The following is a 19,706-nucleotide window of genomic DNA, read 5'->3' as shown; positions in this document are numbered from 1 at the left end:
CGGTCTTCTCGTCCGACGGGACCGGACCGGAAAAGACCGGACCGGAAAAGACCGGACCGTTCGCCGGAACCGGACCGGACCGTTCGCCGGAGCACGTGCAGGACCCGAGCACGGATGCAGGGCCGTAACACGGTTTCTGTCCTGCATCCGTGCCTGGGACCTGCAGATGGGACGGGGGACGGCGGTCTTCTCGTCCGACGGGACCGGACCGGACCGGAAAAGACCGGACGTACAGAACGCCGCCGAAGACCGGATCCCCACCCGGGAACCGCCCACCTGTACGCGGCGGTCGCGCACGGCGCAAGCCCCGAGACACCCCGCCGAACGATTGAGAGGATGACGTCATGACGAAGATCCGCCCAGGGCTCTGCTCGGTGACCTTCCGGTCGCTGAGCGCCGACCAGGTGGTCGACCTCGCCGCCGACGCCCGACTCGAGGTCATCGAGTGGGGAGCCGATTCGCATGTGCTGCCCGGCGACGTCGAGCAGGCCGCGAGGGTGGCGACACTCACGACGGATGCCGGGCTCGTCGCGTGCTCCTACGGCTCGTACTTCCGTGCCGGTGCCGACGAGCCGATCACCCCCGTGCTCGACACCGCCGAGGCGCTCGGTGTCGATCGCGTGCGCGTCTGGGCTGGGCCGATCGGCTCCGACGAGGCGTCGCCGCAGGACTGGGCGTCGACGATCGCCCGACTGCAGGATGCTGTCGATGAGGCCGCCGCCCGGGGAATCTCGCTCGCGCTCGAGTTCCACTCCGGGACGCTCGCCGACACCGCCCCGACGACGCTGCGGGTGCTCGATGAGGTGGCTCGGCCGACGCTCAGCTCGTACTGGCAGCCGACGGTCGGTGCCACGGTCGATGCGGTGCTCGACGAGTACCGCGCGGTCGCCGACCGGGTCAGCGCCGCGCACGTGTTCTCGTGGTGGCCGGATCACGAGAGGCTTCCGCTGCGGGCGAGGGATGCCCTGTGGACCCGCTTCTTCGCGGATGCGCTGTCCGCGACGACTCCGCCCCGCGATGCGCTGCTCGAGTTCGTACCCGGCGATGATCCGACGCTGCTGCGTGGCGAGGCGGCGACGCTGCGCGCCTACCTCTCCCTCTGAGCCATGCGCCCCCGCAGCCCGGTTGCCGGACCCTCCCCGGCATCGCCCTCACCGCGCAGTATGCTCAGGGCATGAGTCAGCAGGAAAGCCCTTCCCGCGTGCGTCAGCCGCGGCATTCGCGGGGCGCGGCCCCGACCCTGCACGACGTCGCCCGTGAGGCCGGGGTCTCGCTCGCCACGGCATCCCGTGTTCTCAACGGATCCGAGCGCAAGGTGGCCGAGTCCTTCCGTGAGCGCGTCGAGCAGGCGGCCGCCGAACTGGGCTACACGGCGAACGCATCGGCGCAGGCGACCGCCCGAGGAAGCTCGCCCGTCATCGCACTGCTGGTCGCCGACATCGCCGACCCCTACTTCGGACTCATCGCGGCCGGTGTCGCTCGCGGAGCCGACGAACAGGGCCTGGTCGTGACGATCGCGATCACCGAGCGAGATCCGGCACGCGAGGCGCGCATCGTGCGGGCCCTCCGTGGGCAGCGACCCCAGGGCCTGATCCTCGCCGCATCGCGCACGAACGAGCCGACGGACTCCGACACCTCACGCGAGCTCGCGGAGTACGCCCGCTTCGGTGGACGCGTGGTCACGTTCGGCGCCGGCAGCGCAGACAACCGCCACGTCGAGATCGACAACCGCGCCGGCGCCGAAGCGCTCGGTCGCCGCATGGCGTCTCTCGGATACCGCTCCGCCATCGCGATCGGCGCGGCCGAGGGAGTGCTGACGTCGGACGAGCGTCTCGCCGGATTCCGCGCCGGCTTCGAGACCGACGGCGGGGCGATCGGGCGGGTGATCCGCGGCGACTTCCGCCGCGAATCGGGTGCGCAGGCGATGACGGCGGCCCTCTCCGACGGCGTCGAACCCGGCACCCTCGTGTTCGGCATGAGCGACGTGGTCGCGATCGGAGCGATGGCGGCGATCCGCGGGGCCGGTCGTGAGGTCGGTGCCGACATCGCGGTCTGCGGCTTCGATGACGTGCCCTCGAGCAGCGATGTCACCCCGGCGCTCACCACCGTGCGCGTGCCGCTCAGCGAGGTCGGATATCAGGCCTTCCGTGCGACGGTCGACGCCGACTGGCAGCAGGCTCCGCTTCCGCTCGAGGTCATCGTGCGGGCGAGCACCCCCGGACTCACCCGATGACCCGCGTGGTGCTGGCGCCGGACAGCTTCAAGGGCACGATCACCGCGGCGGATGCGGCGGCATCGCTCGCCGAAGGCTGGTCATCGGTCGAGCCGACCGCGACGTTCGTGCACCGTCCCATGGCTGACGGCGGCGAGGGCACCGTCGCCGCGTTCGAGGCGGCCGTGCCGGGAGCGCGACGCATGCCGGTCGTCGTCGACGGACCCGCGGGGCTGCCGCTGGAGACGAGCTGGCTGCTGCTTCCCGTCTCGGGGGATTCTCCCGGGGGGACCGCCGTCGTCGACCTCGCGTCGACCTCGGGCATCGAACTGCTCGACGAACTGCGTCCGTGGGATGCCGACACCACCGGATTCGGTCAGGCGATCGCCGCCGCCCTCGACCACGGCGTCACGCGACTGGTCGTCGGCATCGGGTCGAGCGCGTCGACCGACGGCGGCACCGGGATGCTGACCGCCCTCGGTGCGCGATTCCTCGATGACGCCGGTGAGCCGGTCGCGCGAGGAGCCCGCGGTCTCGCCGACATCGCCTCCGTCGACCTGAGCGGCCTGCGCACGGCGCCGCAGGTGCGCGTGCTCACCGACGTCACGAATCCCCTCGTCGGCCCGCGGGGCGCCGCCGCCGTGTTCGGACCGCAGAAGGGTCTCGTCGGCCCGGAGCTCGCCGAAGTGGATGCCGGACTAGCGGGCCTCGCCGAACTGCTCGGCCTCGACTCCGCACTGCCGGGCACCGGAGCCGCCGGTGGCACGGGCGGTGCGCTGGTCGTCTGGGGTGCGACGCTCGCCCCGGGCGCTGCCGAGGTGGCGGACCTGATCGGCCTCGCCGACGCGATCGCCGACGCCGACCATGTCATCACAGGGGAGGGGTCGTACGACGGTCAGTCCGGAGACGGCAAGGTGCCCTCGTTCATCGCCGGCCTCGCGTCGACGACCGGTGCGACCGCCCTGCTCGCCGCCGGACGCATCACGGCCGACTCCGACACCGCGCTGTTCACGGCATCCGCGTCGCTCACCGAGATCGCCGGATCGTCGGATGCCGCGCTCGCCGACCCCGCCCGCTGGTTGCGCGAGGCCGGAGCCCTGCTCGCCCGCTCGGTCTGACGCATCGCCTCGGCGCGCGTCGGCCCACGGTGGGGTCGCTGGTGCGCAGCATCCGTCCGCATTCGTCCGCATTCTTCCGCCCGGGTTGCCCCGCCCCCCGCAGCATCCGCCCGCCAGCCAGTCGGGACCACTTTCGCAGCCGGCTCGCCAGCCGGGGCCACTTTCGCACCGGGGATGGCCGTTTCGGATGCGTAACTGACCCCGCACACGCAGGGGCGGCGAGATAGGGGACGCGAGGGCATTTTCGCCCGCCAGTCGGGGTCAGTTTCGCATCGCGGACGCCAGCCGGGGCCACTTTCGCATCGGGATCAGCCGTTTCGGGTGCGTAATTGACCCCGCACGCACAAGGAGGGGATGCCGTGGGGCAGTCCGCCACGCGGGCGTTCCGCCACGGGGGCGTTCCGCCACGAAAGCGTTCCGGTCCGGATGCACTTCTGCCCCCACACGGGCGACGTGCGGGGGCAGAAGAACAGCCCGAAGGACGCGGGGATCAGCCCCCGAGGGCGGCGGACACCACGGCTCGCGCCTCGGCCTGCACCTCGGCGAGGTGCTCCGGGCCGCGCAGGCTCTCGGCATACAGCTTGTAGACGTCTTCCGTGCCCGAGGGGCGGGCGGCGAACCAGGCGTGCTCGGTCTGCACCTTGAGGCCGCCGATCGCCGCACCGTTGCCGGGAGCGTGCGACAGCTTGGCGGTGATCTCCTCACCCGCGAGGGTCGTCGCCGAGACGGCATCCGGAGCGAGCTTGCCCAGCGTCGCCTTCTGCGCGGGCGTCGCCGGGGCGTCGACGCGCTGGTAGGCCGACGAGCCGAAGGCCTGCTCCAGCTCGGCATACCGCTCCGACGGCGTCTTGCCGGTGACCGCGATGATCTCGGCCGCGAGCAGGCACAGCAGGATGCCGTCCTTGTCGGTCGACCAGACGGTGCCGTCCTTGCGGAGGAACGATGCTCCGGCAGACTCCTCGCCGCCGAACGCGACCGAGCCGTCGAGCAGACCGGGCACGAACCACTTGAAGCCCACCGGCACCTCGAGGAGGCGGCGTCCGAGCGATTCGGCGACCCGGTCGATGATCATCGACGACACGAGGGTCTTGCCGATCGCGGCGTCGCGCGGCCACTCGGAGCGGTGCGAGAACAGGTAGTCGATCGCGACCGCGAGGTAGTGGTTCGGGTTCATGAGCCCGGCGTCGGGGGTGACGATGCCGTGGCGGTCGGCATCCGCGTCGTTGCCGGTCAGCACGTCGTAGTCGCCCTTCTTGGCGACGAGCGAGGCCATGGCCGACGGGGAGGACGGATCCATGCGGATCTTCTCGTCCCAGTCGAGTGTCATGAAGCGCCAGGTCGGGTCGACCTCGGGGTTCACGACGGTCAGGTCGAGGTCGTAGACCTCCTTGATGAGCGCCCAGTACTCGACGGATGCGCCACCGAGCGGGTCGGCGCCGATGCGCACGCCGGCGGTGCGGATGGCGTCGATGTCGATGATCGTCGTCAGGTCGCGCACGTAGGCGTCACGGAAGTCGTACCCCGGAAGCGCGTCCCAGTCGATGTCGGCGAACCGCTCGCGCTTGACGTCGACGAGACCGCCGGCGATCAGCTCGTTGGCGCGGTCGGCGATCCAGCCGGTCGCGTCGGTGTCGGCCGGTCCACCGTGCGGCGGGTTGTACTTGAAGCCGCCGTCGCGAGGCGGGTTGTGCGACGGGGTGACGACGATGCCGTCGGCGCGGCCGGCGGCATCCGACGCGAGGTCGCGGTTGAAGGTGAGGATCGCGTGGCTGAGCGCGGGCGTCGGCACCCAGGCGTCGCGCGAGTCGACGCGGACGTCGACGCCGTTGGCCACGAGCACCTCGATGGCGCTGCGCTCGGCGGGCAGCGAGAGCGCGTGGGTGTCGCGGCCGAGGAACAGGGGACCGGTGATCCCCTGGCTCGCACGGTAGTCGACGATCGCCTGGGTGGTCGCCAGGATGTGGTTCTCGTTGAAGCTCTTGGTCAGCGACGACCCGCGGTGACCGCTGGTGCCGAACGCGACCCGCTCGGCGGCGACCCCGGGGTCGGGCACGCGGTCGTAGTAAGCGGCGATCAGCTCGTCGACATCGATCAGATCAGATTCCTCGGCAGGGAGGCCGGCGCGGCTCGTCATGCAGACAGTCTGCCCCCATCTCGGCATCCGCGCATCTTCTGGGCGTGTGCCGGTGCCCTAAGGTGAAACGCGTGACTGAACGCCGCACCTACAGCTATCTCGGCCCCGCCGGAACATTCACCGAAGCGGCGCTCGAACAGGTCGCTGAAGCACGGGGTCAGGACTGGCGTGCCGTGCACAACGTCGGAGAAGCCCTCGCGGATGTGCTCGAGGGGCGCAGCGACGCCGCGATGATCGCGATCGAGAACTCGATCGAGGGCGGCGTCTCGACCACGCAGGATGCGCTGGCCACTCTGCCGGGCCTGCGGATCATCGGCGAGTACCTCGTGCCGGTGAACTTCGTGCTCGTGGCGCCTCGGGGCACGACCCTGGCGGACATCAGCGTGATCGCCGCTCACCCGGTCGCCTACGCCCAGTGCCACGGCTGGCTCGGGGAGCACCTGCCCCGGCACTCGCATGTGCCTGCGGCGAGCAACGTCGCGTCGGCGATCGGCATGCTCGACGGCGGCCTTCCCGCCCAGGCGGCCATCGCCGCCCCGGGCGTCGTGAAGCACCTCGACGTCGACGTGCTGGCCGAGGACATCGGCGACAACGCCCAGGCCGTCACCCGCTTCGTGCTCGTGACCCGCACCACCACGGCGCCGGCGCCGACCGGGGCCGACAAGACCTCGCTGATCGTCGAGCTGCCGAACGATCATCCCGGATCCCTGCTCGAGATGCTCGAGCAGTTCTCGACCCGCGGCATCAACCTCTCGCTGATCCAGTCGCGTCCGATCGGCGACGAGCTCGGCCGCTACCGGTTCGTGATCGACGCCGACGGCCACATCGAGCACGAGCGCATGGCCGACGCCCTGCTCGGCATCCGCCGTTTCAGCCCGCGCGTGGTGTTCCTCGGGTCGTATCCGCGAGCCGACCGGCAGATCGTGCAGTATCCCGAGCGCTACTCCGACGACATCTTCGTCGAGGCGCGCGACTGGCTGCGCGGCATCCTCAGCGGCGAGCCGGACGACTGAGCGCCGCCTCCACGATCAGACGGCTCGGAGCTCGACCAGAGCCCGTTTGAACTCGGGCATCGCCGAGTGCGGATCGACCCGGTCGTCGGTGAGCAGATTGGCGCTCTCGGCATCCGCGTAGTGGAACGGCAGGAACACCGTGTCGGGCCTGATGTCGTGCGTCAGCTCGGCCCGCGCCCGCAGGGTGCCGCGGGAGTTCGAGAGACGGATGCCGTCGCCCTCGCCGATCCCATGACGACGCGCGGTCGCAGGGTGCAGCTGCGCGACGAGATCGGGCCGCTTCTCGGTGAGCTCGGGGATGCGGCGGGTCTGCGCTCCGCTCTGGTACTGCTCGAGCAGGCGCCCGGTGATCAGGGTGAGCCGGTCGGCGCTCGCCGTCGGATGCTCCCGAGCCCGCACGGCGACGAGCTTCGCGCGCCCGTCGGCGTGCGCGAAGCGGTCGGCGAACAGTCGAGGGGTGCCGAGGCTCCCGATCGGGAAAGGCCAGTGCGCCTCGATGCCGAGGTCGAGCAGCTCGTGGCTGAGGCCGGAGTAGTCGGCGCGGCCGCCGGCGGAGGCGCGGGCCAGCTCGCCGAACACCTCCGACGGCACAAGGCTCCAGGTGCCGGGGGCGTCGAGGCGACGGGCGAGCTCGGCCATGATCCACAGCTCGCTGCGGGCGCCGGCGGGGGCGTCGACCGCTCGGCGGCGACGCAGCACGCGGCCCTCGAGGTTGGTCATCGTGCCCTCCTCCTCGGCCCACTGCAGCACGGGGAGCACGATGTCGGCGGCCTTCGCGGTCTCCGAGAGGAAGAAGTCCGAGACGACGAGCAGATCGAGCCGGCCCAGGGCCTCGCGCACGGTCGACACGTTCGGCGCCGACACGAACACGTTCGAGCCGTGCACGAGCAGCGCTCGCACGCCGCCCGGGAGTCCGGCGCTCTGTAGCAGCTCGACCGCGGGGATGCCGGGCCCGGGAAGGTCGTCGGGGTCGACGCCCCACACGGCCGCGACCGAGGCGCGGGCGGCCGGGTCGCTGATCGACTGGTACCCCGGAAGCTGGTCGGCTTTCTGTCCGTGCTCGCGTCCGCCCTGGCCGTTGCCCTGCCCGGTCAGCGTGCCGTAGCCGCACCCCGGTGTCCCCGGAAGACCCAGGAGCAGTGCGAGGTTGATGGCGGCCGTGGCGGTGTCGGTGCCGTCGACATGCTGCTCGACGCCGCGGCCGGTGAGGATGTAGGTCGAGTCGGAGTCCGCCAGTCTGCGTGCCAGATCGCGGATGCTGCGCGCCGCCACCCCGGTGACGGTCTCGGCGCGCTCGGGCCACCACGCCGACACCGACTGGCGGAGGGCGTCGAAGCCCGATGTGCGCTGGCGCACATAGCCGTCGTCGTAGAGCTCCTCGGCGATCACGACATGGATCACTGCGAGCAGCAGCGCGAGATCGGTGCCGGGCACCGGCTGCACGTGGATCCCGGCGCCGTCGGCGCTCAATCGTGCCGTCGAGCTGCGGCGAGGATCGACGACGATGAGACCGCCGCGGGCCCTGGCGCCCTGCAGATGCGAGACGAACGGCGGCATGGTGTCGCCGACGTTCGATCCCAGCAGCAGCACCGTCTCGGCGGTGTCGAGGTCGGTCAGCGGGAACGGCAGGCCGCGGTCGATTCCGAAGGAGCGGTTGGCGGCGGCCGCAGCGGATGACATGCAGAAGCGGCCGTTGTAGTCGATGCGCGACGTGCGCAGCGCGATGCGGGCGAACTTGCCCAACTGGTACGCCTTCTCGTTCGTGAGCCCGCCGCCGCCGAAGACGCCGACCGCATCGGGGCCGTCCTCCTCGGCGATCAGACGCAGCCGCGCGGCGATCAGATCGAGAGTCACGTCCCAGTCCGCCGGGTGCAGTTCGCCGTCGGTCCCGCGCACCAGGGGAGTGGTGAGGCGACCGGCGTCGGCGAGCAGCTCGGCCGAGGTCCACCCCTTCTTGCACAGCCCGCCGCGGTTTGTCGGGAAGTCGCGTCCGGCGACGGTGACCGGCAGCGGTGCGCCCACGGTCGGGGTCAGCGTCATCGCGCACTGCAGCGCGCAGTAGGGGCAGTGGGTGTCGGTCATGCGACGGCCCCCGCGTGGGCGTGCAGCATCTCGGTGATGCGGGCGCGGCATCCTCCGCATCCGGTGCCGGCGCGGGTGCACTCGCCGACCGCAGCCACCGACGAGCAGCCGTCGTCGATCGCGTCCTCGATCTGGCCGACGGTGACGGCGTTGCAGATGCAGAGGGTCGCGTCACGACCGGCCGGTGCGATCGCATCAGCGTCAGGATCATCGAGACGCAGCAGCAGCGAGCGGTCGGCGGGCAGCTCGCCGCCGCGCAGGTACAGCACGCTCAGTTCGGCGGCGGCCCGCGGCATCCCGACCGCCACGAATCCGGTGAGGATGCCGTCGCGCGTCGCCATCTTCACGTAGGTGCCGTGCTCGGGGTCGGCCCAGACGGCGATGCCGGGGGCATCCTCACCGGCCGGGACAGGGGCGAAGGGGTCGGCCGAGACGTCGCCCGCGGATGCGATGTCGACCAGCTCGCCCTTGAGCACGACGACGCCGGGGTGCTCGTCGGCGAACTCGCCCGGGTGGTCGTCGGCACTGTCGAGCTCGGCGGCGATGGCCGCGGCGAGCCAGCTCGCCTGACGCCAGCCGGGGCCGACGAGGCCGTGCGGTCCGCCCGGCACCTGGCGGTCGTGCAGGAACTCGGCGGGGTCGGCGATGTGGGCGCAGTCCCCGATCGCATGGATGCGCGGATCCGACCACGAGCGCAGTGCGCCGTCGACGAGCACGCCGTTGCCGACGCGGAGTCCCGCGGCCTCGGCGAGCTCGGTGCGCGCCCTGACGCCGCACGACAGCACGAGCAGATCGCCCTCGATGCGCTTGCCGTCGGAGCTCGCGAGTGCACGGAACCGGCGGATGCCGTCGTCGCCCTCGACTCCGATCACTCCCTCGGCTCGGGTGTGCGGCACCAGCGTGACGCCGGCCGAGGCGAGAGCGGTCGAGAGGATGCTCGCCGACCCCCGGTCGAGTTGGCGGGGCATCGGCATCGGACCGAAGTGGGCCACGGAGGGCACGGCGCCGGCGTCAGCGAGCAGCATGGCGAGCTCGATCCCCAGCACGCCGGCTCCGAGCACCACGACCCGGCCGCCGCGTGCGACCACGGCGCGCACCTGCTCGGCATCCGACAGATCGCGGAGCACGCAGACCCCTGTGGTCAGACTGCTGTCGAGGCCGGTGGTGTCCGGACCGAGCGTCTCGAGGCCTTCGAGCGACGGGACGATCGATCGCGCGCCGGTCGCGAGCACCAGGCGGTCATACCCGACGGTCGATCCGTCGACCAGCTCGACGACCCGCGCATCCCGATCGATCCGCACCGCTCGCGCCCCCAGCCGCAGATCCACACCGGTGAGGCTCGCGGCAGTGGCGAGAGTGAGCTCGTCGGACGAGGCCTCGCCCACGGCGTATTCCGCGAGCAGCACCCGGTTGTACGGATCCGCCGTCTCGGCGCCCAGCACGGTGACCGTCGCCCGACCCCCTGCCACGAGCGGCAGGAGCTCTTCGGTGAAGCGGATGCCGACAGGCCCCGCGCCGATGACGACGATGCGCTCGGTCATGGTCAGATCCGGTGTCCGGCGAGCGAGGGCCGAGGCATCAGATAGACGAAGACCGTGATGAGGAGCAGCACGATGTAGGCGGCGACGAATCCGCCGAATGCCGGAGCGTACGAACCTGTGCCGCTCTTCGCCGCCGCGAGAACCTGCGGGATCACGAATCCGCCGTAGGCGCCGATTGCCGAGATCAGCCCCAGGGCGGCCGCACCCTTGCGCTGGGTGCTGACAGCGAGCGCGTCGCCCGCGGTCGCGGCACCGCGTGCGGCGAAGACGTTGGGGATCATCCGGTAGGTCGCGCCGTTGCCGACGCCCGCCGCGACGAACAGCAGCAGGAAGCATCCGAGGAAGAGCGCGAAGCTGTTCGCCTCGAGAGTGACGAGCAGCGACAGGGCGCCGACGATCATGAGCGAGAACGCGGCGATCGTCATCCGTGCTCCGCCGAAGCGGTCGGCGAGCTTTCCTCCGTAGGGGCGGGCGAGCGAGCCGACGAGGGCTCCGAGGAAGGCCAGCGACAGTGAGGCGCTGCCGATCTGGAACGTCGAGAACTCGGGGAAGGTGTCGGCGATGAGCTTCGGGAAGACGCTCGAGAAGCCGATGAACGATCCGAACGTGCCGATGTACAGCAGCGACAGCACCCACAGGTGCGGTTCGCGCAGTGCGGCGGCGGCCCCGGCGAAGTCCGCCTTGGCCGACGACAGGTTGTCCATGTGGCGCCATGCTCCCCACACGGCCACGAGGATCAGCGGCACCCACATCCAGCCGGCGAACGACAGGCTGAAGGTCGACGCGGCGGTGATCGACACGACGATCGGCACCGCGAGCTGGGCGACCGAGGTGCCGAGGTTGCCGCCGGCGGCGTTGAGCCCGAGCGCCCAGCCCTTCTCCTTCTGCGGGAAGAAGTAGGTGATGTTCGCCATGGAGCTGGCGAAGTTGCCGCCGCCGAAACCGGCGAGAGCCGCGACGGCGAGCAGCACGCCGAACGGGGTCTCGGGATCCTGCACGACGATGCCGAGCAGGACGGCGGGGATCAGCAGCAGCAGCGCCGAGACGATGGTCCAGTTGCGTCCGCCGAAGCGGGCGACGAGGAACGTGTACGGGAACCGCAGCGTCGCGCCGACGAGGCTCGGCAGCGAGATCAGCCAGAACGACTCGGTGGTGCTCAGCGTGAACCCGGCGGCGGGGAGCAGCACGACAACGATGCTCCAGAGCTGCCAGATGATGAACCCGAGGAACTCGGCGAAGATCGACCAGCCGAGGTTGCGGCGGGCGATCGCCTTGCCCTCGGTGGCCCAGAAGGCCGAATCCTCGGGGTTCCAGCCGTCGATCCACCGGCCGGGGCGGCGCGTGAGGGTCACGGCGGGGGTGTCGACGCTGCTTCTTCCGGTGATCTGGGACATCGCGGCTCCTGCGTTCGAGAGGTGAATGCTCTGAACGTAGGCGGCGGATGTTGCAGGGCCGCACGAGTGCGATTACCGGACGATTACTTCTCGATCACATCGGCGAGGTGGGCGATGAGAGAACTTCAGGAATCCTGTTCGTCGGCGCGCCATTCCCCGGCCAGCTCGGTGATGGTGGCGACCGCCGCAGCGGTGTCCTCGCGGCTGCCGCCCGCGCGACCTGCGGCGAGGCCGGCGAGGTAGGCGCTGAGCGGTGCGGCCGGGCGGGCGACGCCGTGCGCGACATCCCGGGCGAGATCCAGGAGCAGGGCGACATCGACGGACTCGCGATCGATCCCGAGCGCGCTGCAGACCGCCGTGGTCCAGTCGTCCAGGGCTTCGACCGGAAGGTGTTGCGGCTTGTCGGTCATGTCGTCTCCTCGTCTGGTGCTCCGTCGCGCGGGGGCATCGGTGCCGCGGCGCGGGCCCGTTCGAGATCGTCCCACGTGTCGACATCCGTTGCCAGGTCTCCCGCCGGAATCGCGCTGATGCGCAGGCGCGCCAGCAGCGATCGCAACGACGCGTTGCGGCCGCCGTCGGGGAGAGCCGCGGCGGCGGATCGCAGGGCATCGGTGCGGTAGCGGCCGACGAGCCACTGCATGCGTCCCGACGCGTCGATCAGGCAGACGCCGTCGATGCCGTGCGCACCATTCGTGCTGGGGGCGTCGGCCTTGCCGATTTTGCCGTCGGCGTCGGCCTTGCCGATTTTGCCGTCGGCGTCGGCGGAGAGGGGCGGATGCCGGTGCAGCAGCGCCACGGCGCCTTCGGCGTTCGGCAGGTCGGCCGCCAGCAGCAGGACGTCGGCGGTGTCGACGAGAGCGAGGCCTGCGGCGATGCCGGCGACCGGTCCGCCGAACTCCGGGGTCTCCCGGGTCCATACGACGCGAACACGGGTCGGCGCCGGCGGACCTACGACCACGATGGGGTCGCAGCCGTCGACGGCGGCGATGGCGCGGTCGAGCAGGGTGCGGCCGCCGACCTCGAGCAACGGCTTGGCAGTCCCGTCGAGTCGTGAGGCCCGCCCGCCGGCGAGGATGATCGCGGCAGTCGGCCCGGACGCCGGTGTCGCGGCGTCCGGTGTCTCGGTCGTGCGCGTCCCTGTCATGAGAGCAGCATCACATCGACCAGGTCGCCTGCTGCGACGGCTGATACGTCGGCGGGCACGACGGCATAGGCATCCGCTCTGGCGAGTCCTGCCGCCAGATGCGCGCCCGATGACCCGTCGGCGGCCGCCGGGCGCACCGACCAGGCGGCCGGGTCGGATCGGTCGAGGGCGACGGGCACGTACTGCTGTCGTCCCACCGGGCTGCGCCACGCTGCGGTGCTGGCGAGGCGGAGCATCGGGCGCTGCAGGCCTGCGCGACCCTGGAGGGCGAGCAGCGCCGGCCGCACGAAGGCCTCGAACGACGCGGCGACGCTCGCCGGATTGCCGGGCAGTCCGAACACCAGCGCGTCGCCGAGGCGTCCGAAAGCCTGAGGCCTGCCCGGCTGCATGGCGACCGCCACGAACTCGATGCGATCGCGCAGCACGTTCTTCACGACCTCGTGGGCGCCGGCGCTGACTCCGCCGGACGTGACCACGACATCGACGCGCGCATCGACGAGCGCGCGATCGAGGAGTGCGGTGAAGGCGGCATCCTCGTCTGTCACCGTGTCGACCGAGACGACGTCAGCGCCCGTCTCCGCGCACAGCGCAGCGAGCAGCACCGAGTTCGACTCGGGGATCTGCCCGCGGGCGAGGTCGGCGCCGGGGTCGGCGAGCTCGCTGCCGGTCGAGATGACCGCGACGCGAGGACGACGATGCACCGGCACCGTGTCGATGCCGGTGGCCGCGATGGCCGTGAGCTGGAGCGGGCCGAGGGTGGTGCCCGCTGTCGCGACGACGGCTCCGGCGCGCAGCTCCTCGCCGCGGCGGCGGATGTTGGCACCCGCGCGAGTCGGCGCGGTGACCACGATCGCAGGCGCGTCCCACGCCTGCAGGCCGTCGCGGGTGTGCTCGAACGGCACGACGACGGTGGCCGTGTGCGGCACAGGGGCGCCGGTCATGATGCGTGCGGCTCGTCCCTCACGCAGCTCGGGTTCGTCGGCTGACCCCGCCGGGAGGTCGGCGACCACCGCGAGCTCGACGGGGTGCACGGCCGTGGCCGACTCGACGTCGGTGAACAGGACCGCATATCCGTCCATCGCCGAGTTGTCGAACACCGGCACATCGACCCGAGCGTGCACGGTCGTGGCGAGGACGCGGCCCGCCGCCCGTGCGAGCGGCACCGATTCGGCATCCAGCGGTCGGGTGGCGGCGATCACCTTCGCCCGCTGCTCCTCGACCGTCAGCATGCCGGAGGAGCGAGGGGAGTGGTGATTCGCATGCAGTCAGCGTACGACGGTCGCGGGGATGCCCCGCGACCGCGCCGCCCCTCTGCCCCTTGTTTCCCCGTTCGAAAGTCAGTGCTCGCGGAACATCGGCCAACCGCTGCCCGGCAGCATGTGCGAATGCAACGCGCCCTTCGCCGATTCCAAGGTCGGGTACGTGCCTGTCGCCGCATCGGATCCGGCCATGACGACGGTGTATCCCTCGTCGTCATGTCGGATGCTGCCGACGACGCCGTTCGTGCCGTACGCCACCCAGAGGGCCAGGGTCTTGGTAGTGCTCATCATCGAACCCCTTCCGTTGCGGGTGACCCTACGCCCCGGCGCACCGGAATACCAGCCCCTGACGCGGAGTCTTGGCGGCTTTCGCCACATGGCGCCGGCGATGCGGGGCCAGTTGTGCATCGCAAACGGATGATCCGGATGCGGAACTGGCCCCGCCTGGACGCCGGATGCGGAAATGGCCCCGCCTGCGGGCGTGGGAGGGGTGGGGCGGGACGCAGAGATGTGCGAGCGTCAGCGACGGGATGCCATCGCGCGACGGATGCGGTCCATCAGCGGTCGCCCGTCGTCCAGGTCGAGCTGAGTCACGCGGATGACGATCCAGCCGAGGTCCTCGAGATCTCGCTGCCGCTGGATGTCGCGGCGCCACTGATCGCGACTCGTGCGGTGGCCGTCGCCCTCGTACTCGATCGAGATCCTGAGGTCGGGATAGGCCATGTCGCTGCGCGCGATGAGGAGTCCGTTCTCGTGGATCTCGTACTGCACGACGGGTTCAGGAAGACCTCCCGCGACGATGAGCAACCGCGTCTCGGTCTCCTTGGGCGATTCCACTCCTTCGCGCGCACGGGACAGCGCGTCACGGACTCGTCGAGAGCCGGGGAAGCGGCCCCAGGCCTGCAGGCGCTGTTCGATGTCGGTCTCTGTCAGGGGAGGGCGCCCCTGACGCAGCCCGGGATAGTTGTCGGCCGTGCTCAGCACTGCGTCGAGGGCGATGACCACATGGTCGTCGGTCATCGTCGCGGCGCACATGAACAGAGCCGCGGCCGGATCGACGACCGGAATTCCACCGATTCGCCAGGGATGGGCCCGTCCCTCTGCCAGGCGTCGGCCGGTGACGCCGCGGCTGCGGACGCGCGCCGAACCCGTCGTCACGACCACGAAAATCGCTGTCTCGACGTTCCAGATGCCGGGATGCGGATACCCCCACACCCGCATCGCCGTCTCCCCGCCGATGAGCTGACCACGGTGCAGGAGGGGCGCGAGGGCGACGACGCGATCGAGTGGTGTCTCCGCAGCCGTGACCGAACGCACCCCGCGGAAGGGCCTGTCGAGATCGCGCGCGGATGCGCGACCCCGACCGACACCGGCGGCCGCGGCCTGCCGCACGGAGAAATGGTGCCCGAGTTCGTCGGGCAGGAGTATCCGATGGCGCATCCCATCAGGCTCGCTGGTCGGATGCGTCTTCCGGGCCTGATGACCGCGAGATCCCGAGAGATGTGGACAAGTCGCGCCTGTGGACAGATTGAGCGCCGCGTTCTTCCGGCGTGGGGCGGGGCCACTTCTGTATCCGGTGCCGCGAGCGGGGCCAGTTCTGCATCGGGTGCCGCGAGCGGGGCCACTTCTGCATCTGAAACCGGCGTTTCGGATGCACAAGTGGCCCCGCCTGGCGGCGGGATGCGGAAGTGGCCCCGCTCGCGTGCGCGAGCGCGCGCGGCGACAAGCGCGAGCGGCGCCCGCGGCGCCTACAGGGCGGCGGCGATGAGCTCGAGCGTCTGGGCGCGGCCGGCGGCGGCGTCACGAGGCTCGGACTCGTATGCACCGGCGACGGGCGACAGCATGACCTCGTCGACGCCGTACTTCTCGGCGAACGCGCGCACCTCGGCGGCGACCGACTCGCCGGTGCCGACGAACCAGCGCGAGCGGGCGGCTTCGACGACCTGGTCGGTCGCGGCATCCGATTCTGCGGCGAGGGCCTCTTCGACGGTCTCGAGTGCGATGAGCGGCTTGTTGAGGCGCAGGCGCGACATCATGCGCAGCTGCGGAAGGGCGCGCGCCTCGGCCTCTTCCTGCGTCGGCGCGGCGACGACGTTGACCGTGAGGAACGTCCGCGGCTCGGGGTGCTCTTCGCTCGGCTGGTAGCCGGTGCGGTAGAGGTCGAGCGCGCGCTCGAGGCCCTGTCCCGAGAAGTGGTTGGCGAAGACGTAGGGCAGGCCGTGGGATGCCGCGAGCTGCGCCGAGTAGTCGCTCGATCCGAGCAACCACACCTCGGGGCTTCCGGTGGCGGCCGGGGTCGCGTGCACCGTGTACTCGCCACCCGAGGTGAAGCGCACGGTGGCGCCCTCGCCCGAGATGAGTGCGGCGATGTCCTGCACGTTGCGCGGGAACTGCTCGACGTCGCTGGTCGTGCCCGATCCACGCAGCAGCTGGGTGATGACGGGGTCGCTGCCGGGGGCGCGACCGAGGCCGAGGTCGATGCGTCCGGGCGCGATGGCCTCGAGGGCGGCGAACTGCTCGGCGACGATGAGCGGTGCATGGTTGGGGAGCATCACTCCGCCGGATCCGAGACGGATCTGCGTCGTGCGCATCGCGGCGGCGGCGATCAGCACCGGAGGAGTGGTGGATGCCACGGCCGGCATGTTGTGGTGCTCGGCGAACCAGTAGCGGCGGTAGCCGAGCCGGTCGGCGGTCGCGGCGAGATCGAGGGAGGAGGAGATCGCCTCGGCACTGGTCTGGCCGGTGCGAACCGGGACGAGGTCGAGGACGGAGAGCGCGGTGGAAGTCATCCCCGAATGCAACGGCGGGGGCGGGCGGGGCATTCCCGTCCGCCCCATCGTCGCCGGTGCGTCTCAGACAGCGACGAGACCTGCGGATGCCGAGGGCGCGAACTCCTCGGTGAGCGCGCGTCGCGTGAGGTGATAGCGGATGTGCCAGGCGGCGCTGAAGCTCTGCTCGGGAAGCTGGGCGAGGGCCGTTCGGTCATCGGGGCCGAGGCCGTCGCGGGCTGCTTCGCGGAGCAGGTCGTCTCGTGTCGCCGGGTACTCCATGCCGCGGAGGAACCGGTCGAGAGCAGAAGAGGGGCGCATGGGATCGTCCTTTCCGAAGGGAGAGCGGGGTGGGCCGGGGTGTGCGCCCCGGCCCACCGAAGGGTCAGGCGGTGATCGACTGTCGGTTGTCGCTCGACTCGACCTCGATCTTGCGGGGCTTCGCGCGCTCGCTGACCGGGATGATCACCGAGAGCACGCCGCTCTCGTACGAGGCGCTGATCGCGTCGAGGTCGACGCCGTCGCCGAGCGAGAACTGGCGGAGGAACGAGCCCGCGCCGCGTTCGCGTGCGAGCCAGCGGACGCCTTCGCGACCGTCGGCCGTGCGCTGCGCGCGGATCGTGAGCTGTCCGCCGTCGAGGTCGACGTCGATCGAGCCCGGATCGATGCCGGGGAGGTCGGCGTGCAGGATGTACCTGTCGCCGTCGCGGTAGAGGTCCACCGGCATGAGACGCGGTGCGCGGACGGAGTCCAGCACGCTCGCAGCGAAGCGGTCGAGCTGACTGAACGGATCGAAGGACATGGCCATGAGTGTCTCCTTTCGTGTGGCCCGAGCGGGCGTTCTCCGGTGCAGATTATCTGCAATCGTTGCTATAGATTTTTTATAGAACAACGCGAGATAGAATGCAAGTGCGTCGAGAGGGAGGTGCCCATGGGTGATCGTGATCCGAGCATGCCGGTCTACGGCATCGCCGTCGCCGCGCAGCTCAGCGGGGTCCCCGAGGCCAGCCTCCGACTCTTCGAGGCGAAGGGGCTGGTCACGCCCGCGCGCAGCGAGGGCGGCACGCGCCGCTACAGCGATGACGACCTCGAGCGCATCCGCCGGGTGACCGGGCTCCGCGTCGAGGGCATCAACATCGTCGGCATCCGTCGCGTGCTCGATCTGGAGGACGAGAACGCCGGCCTCCGCGACGAGCTCGCCGACGATCGCCCCTGATCCGCGGCCCGCTGCGCCCCGTGACCGACGCGGCTGCGCCCCGCGACCGACGCGGGAGGGCAGTACTTTAGGGGCATGGATGCCGAGATCTTCTACGTGCTCGTCGGTGCTGTCGTGGTGGCCGCGATCGCCCGATGGCGCGGCTGGCCGGCGCCGCTCCTCGTCACTGTCGTGGCGCTCGCGGCATCCTTCCTGCCCTTCGTGCCGGATGTCGAGATCGACGGCCATCTGCTGCTGAACCTCGTGCTGCCGCCGCTGCTCTATTCGGCGGCCCTGGACGTCTCGTTCGTCGGCTTCAAGCGCAGCCTCCCGCAGATCCGCCGGCTCGGCATCTGGCTCGTGCTGCTCACGGCGCTCGCGGTGGGGTTCGTGGCCTGGTGGATCATGCCGTCGCTGACCCTGCCGGGCGCCCTGCTGCTCGGCGCGATCGTGGCGCCGCCGGATGCGGTGTCGGCCGCCGCGATCGGCCGCAAGCTCGGTCTGCCGCGCCGCATCATGACGGTGCTCTCGGGCGAGAGTCTGATCAACGATGCGACCTCGTTGACGCTGTACCGCGTGTTCGCGGCGATCCTCGCGGGCGCGACCGTGTCGGTGTGGGGCGGCGTGGGGCAGTTCCTGCTGGCCGTCGCCGTGGGTGTCGCGATCGGACTCGTCTTCGGCATCCTGCTGCATCAGCTCCGCATGAGGATCAACGATGCGGTCGTGATCGGGACCTTCGGCCTGCTCGCACCGTTCGGCGCCTATGCGATCGCCGAGCACCTGCTGGGTTCCGGAGTGCTCGCGGTCGTCGCGATGGGCCTGTACGTCGGATACAACTCGCCTCGCACCGACTACACGACCCGCCAGCAGGAGAAGCCGCTCTGGCTGTCGGCCGATCTGCTGCTCGAGAGCTTCGTCTTCGCGTACATCGGTCTGCAGTTCCCCCGGGTGCTCCGCGACCTCGGCAGCGAGTCCGTCGAGCAGATCCTCGTGCTGTCGGGCATCGTGCTGCTGGTCGTGCTCGTGGTGCGTCCGCTGTACATCTATCCGACGAGCGCGTGGGCGAACTTCCAGGACCGCAAGCGCCTTCAGCGCTGGGATCGCGGCGTCGAGAGCGGGGAGTTCGAGAAACGTCATGAGAAGTCCCGGCGGTGGGGGCAGTTCACGGCCGACGAGCTGCGCACGCACATCGTGCGCGACCAGATGGCCGGGCTGCAGCTGACCTGGAAGGACAGCGCGGTGATCTCATGGGCCGGTATGCGCGGCGTCGTGACGCTCGCGATCGCTCTCGCGGCCGCCGATCTCGCGACGCTCGACGAGGAGGCCTCGCACGCGATCGTCGTGGTGGCGTTCGTGGTGACCGTGGGCACGCTGCTGCTGCAGGGGCTCACGCTGCCGATGCTGATCCGCCGCCTCGGGATCGAGGGAGACGTCGATCACGACGACGACCAGCGTGCGCTCGCCGCGGTGCGGGAGAAGAGCCGAGAGGCCGGCAAGGCGTTCCTGGCCGAGAAGCGCGTCGAGTGGGAGGCCAAGTACGGCGAGGTCGACCTGGGAGTGTTCGATGCGTTCACGAAGCGCATGACCCGCGTCGAGAAGGACACCGACGACGCGCAGCAGGTCGAGGATGCCGCAGCTCGCCCGTCCTTCGACGACCTGGCTGCCCTGAGCCGGGGATGGCTGCAGGTGCGCCGCGACATCCTTCTCGCGGAGAGGGACGCGGGCAACCTCGATGAAGAGCTCATGCGCGAGCTGATGACGGCGATGGATGCCGAGGAGCTCGCGCTCGACACCCGCGGTGCCACCCGCCAGCAGGGTCGCGCATAGCGGGAGACGGACGAGCGCC

At 70.8% G+C, this 19,706-nt stretch carries 18 protein-coding genes; 6 read left to right on the top strand and 12 right to left on the bottom strand.

Translation table 11 applies throughout. The features are described 5' to 3' along the window. Nucleotides 1-344 precede the first annotated feature (344 nt). From BMW26_RS14790 to BMW26_RS14780, 3 genes are all read left to right on the top strand, one after another. Complete coding sequence (locus BMW26_RS14790) at nucleotides 345-1,103, top strand: sugar phosphate isomerase/epimerase family protein (protein ID WP_083569390.1); 759 nt, start codon at nucleotides 345-347, stop codon at nucleotides 1,101-1,103. A gap of 71 nt (nucleotides 1,104-1,174) precedes the next feature. Further along, a complete protein-coding gene (locus BMW26_RS14785; protein WP_083569389.1) occupies nucleotides 1,175-2,233 on the top strand; it encodes a LacI family DNA-binding transcriptional regulator in 1,059 nt (352 codons plus the stop codon). Continuing rightward, entirely contained in the window at nucleotides 2,230-3,330 is a 1,101-nt protein-coding gene (locus tag BMW26_RS14780) for a glycerate kinase (protein WP_072591888.1), read from the top strand. Before BMW26_RS14785 ends, BMW26_RS14780 begins: the two co-directional genes overlap by 4 nt. A gap of 490 nt (nucleotides 3,331-3,820) precedes the next feature. Here BMW26_RS14780 and pgm read toward each other — a convergent pair whose 3' ends face one another. Continuing rightward, nucleotides 3,821-5,464: a phosphoglucomutase (alpha-D-glucose-1,6-bisphosphate-dependent) gene (gene pgm, locus BMW26_RS14775; protein WP_072591887.1), complete on the bottom strand. Its 1,644-nt coding sequence runs from the start codon at nucleotides 5,462-5,464 to the stop codon at nucleotides 3,821-3,823. 62 nt (nucleotides 5,465-5,526) lie between these two features. Between pgm and pheA the strand changes: the two genes are divergently transcribed. Beyond that, the gene (pheA, locus tag BMW26_RS14770) at nucleotides 5,527-6,477 is read left to right on the top strand and encodes a prephenate dehydratase (protein ID WP_053097750.1); all 951 of its coding nucleotides are present in this window, start codon (nucleotides 5,527-5,529) and stop codon (nucleotides 6,475-6,477) included. A 15-nt stretch (nucleotides 6,478-6,492) separates the two neighbouring features. Here pheA and BMW26_RS14765 read toward each other — a convergent pair whose 3' ends face one another. From BMW26_RS14765 to BMW26_RS14720, 11 genes are all read right to left on the bottom strand, one after another. Continuing rightward, nucleotides 6,493-8,559, bottom strand: coding sequence for a molybdopterin oxidoreductase family protein (locus tag BMW26_RS14765; protein ID WP_072591886.1), 2,067 nt, complete (start codon nucleotides 8,557-8,559; stop codon nucleotides 6,493-6,495). Then, nucleotides 8,556-10,100 (bottom strand): FAD-dependent oxidoreductase, encoded by a 1,545-nt coding sequence (locus tag BMW26_RS14760; protein WP_072591885.1) that lies wholly within the window; start codon nucleotides 10,098-10,100, stop codon nucleotides 8,556-8,558. The genes BMW26_RS14765 and BMW26_RS14760 overlap by 4 nt, the downstream gene beginning before the upstream one ends. A gap of 2 nt (nucleotides 10,101-10,102) precedes the next feature. Continuing rightward, entirely contained in the window at nucleotides 10,103-11,494 is a 1,392-nt protein-coding gene (locus BMW26_RS14755) for an MFS transporter (protein ID WP_053097747.1), read from the bottom strand. A 125-nt stretch (nucleotides 11,495-11,619) separates the two neighbouring features. Continuing rightward, entirely contained in the window at nucleotides 11,620-11,904 is a 285-nt protein-coding gene (locus BMW26_RS17660) for a DUF6457 domain-containing protein (RefSeq protein WP_198032343.1), read from the bottom strand. Further along, a complete protein-coding gene (mobA, locus tag BMW26_RS14750; protein WP_157557448.1) occupies nucleotides 11,901-12,638 on the bottom strand; it encodes a molybdenum cofactor guanylyltransferase in 738 nt (245 codons plus the stop codon). The genes BMW26_RS17660 and mobA overlap by 4 nt, the downstream gene beginning before the upstream one ends. Next, nucleotides 12,635-13,867 carry a molybdopterin molybdotransferase MoeA gene (locus tag BMW26_RS14745; protein WP_072591884.1) on the bottom strand — a complete coding sequence of 411 codons (1,233 nt, stop codon included), beginning with the start codon at nucleotides 13,865-13,867 and terminating at the stop codon, nucleotides 12,635-12,637. The genes mobA and BMW26_RS14745 overlap by 4 nt, the downstream gene beginning before the upstream one ends. Before the next feature lie 108 nt (nucleotides 13,868-13,975). Then, entirely contained in the window at nucleotides 13,976-14,185 is a 210-nt protein-coding gene (locus tag BMW26_RS14740) for a hypothetical protein (protein ID WP_053099248.1), read from the bottom strand. A 231-nt stretch (nucleotides 14,186-14,416) separates the two neighbouring features. Continuing rightward, nucleotides 14,417-15,337 (bottom strand): hypothetical protein, encoded by a 921-nt coding sequence (locus BMW26_RS14735; RefSeq protein WP_072591883.1) that lies wholly within the window; start codon nucleotides 15,335-15,337, stop codon nucleotides 14,417-14,419. Between the two features lie 308 nt (nucleotides 15,338-15,645). Continuing rightward, nucleotides 15,646-16,686, bottom strand: coding sequence for an LLM class flavin-dependent oxidoreductase (locus BMW26_RS14730; protein ID WP_157538247.1), 1,041 nt, complete (start codon nucleotides 16,684-16,686; stop codon nucleotides 15,646-15,648). Nucleotides 16,687-16,749: 63 nt separating this feature from the next. Next, the gene (locus tag BMW26_RS14725) at nucleotides 16,750-16,986 is read right to left on the bottom strand and encodes a DUF2795 domain-containing protein (protein WP_072591882.1); all 237 of its coding nucleotides are present in this window, start codon (nucleotides 16,984-16,986) and stop codon (nucleotides 16,750-16,752) included. Nucleotides 16,987-17,050: 64 nt separating this feature from the next. Further along, complete coding sequence (locus BMW26_RS14720; RefSeq protein ID WP_053097741.1) at nucleotides 17,051-17,473, bottom strand: Hsp20/alpha crystallin family protein; 423 nt, start codon at nucleotides 17,471-17,473, stop codon at nucleotides 17,051-17,053. A gap of 123 nt (nucleotides 17,474-17,596) precedes the next feature. On the opposite strand from BMW26_RS14720, the gene BMW26_RS14715 reads away from it, so the two are divergent. Then, nucleotides 17,597-17,881: a MerR family transcriptional regulator gene (locus BMW26_RS14715; RefSeq protein ID WP_053097740.1), complete on the top strand. Its 285-nt coding sequence runs from the start codon at nucleotides 17,597-17,599 to the stop codon at nucleotides 17,879-17,881. 75 nt (nucleotides 17,882-17,956) lie between these two features. Further along, a complete protein-coding gene (locus tag BMW26_RS14710) occupies nucleotides 17,957-19,687 on the top strand; it encodes a cation:proton antiporter (RefSeq protein WP_072591881.1) in 1,731 nt (576 codons plus the stop codon). Nucleotides 19,688-19,706 lie beyond the last annotated feature (19 nt).

Origin of the sequence: Microbacterium sp. 1.5R, from assembly GCF_001889265.1 — a bacterium.
Classification (GTDB): Bacteria; Actinomycetota; Actinomycetes; order Actinomycetales; family Microbacteriaceae; genus Microbacterium.
This window is presented reverse-complemented; position numbering and strand designations above follow the sequence as displayed.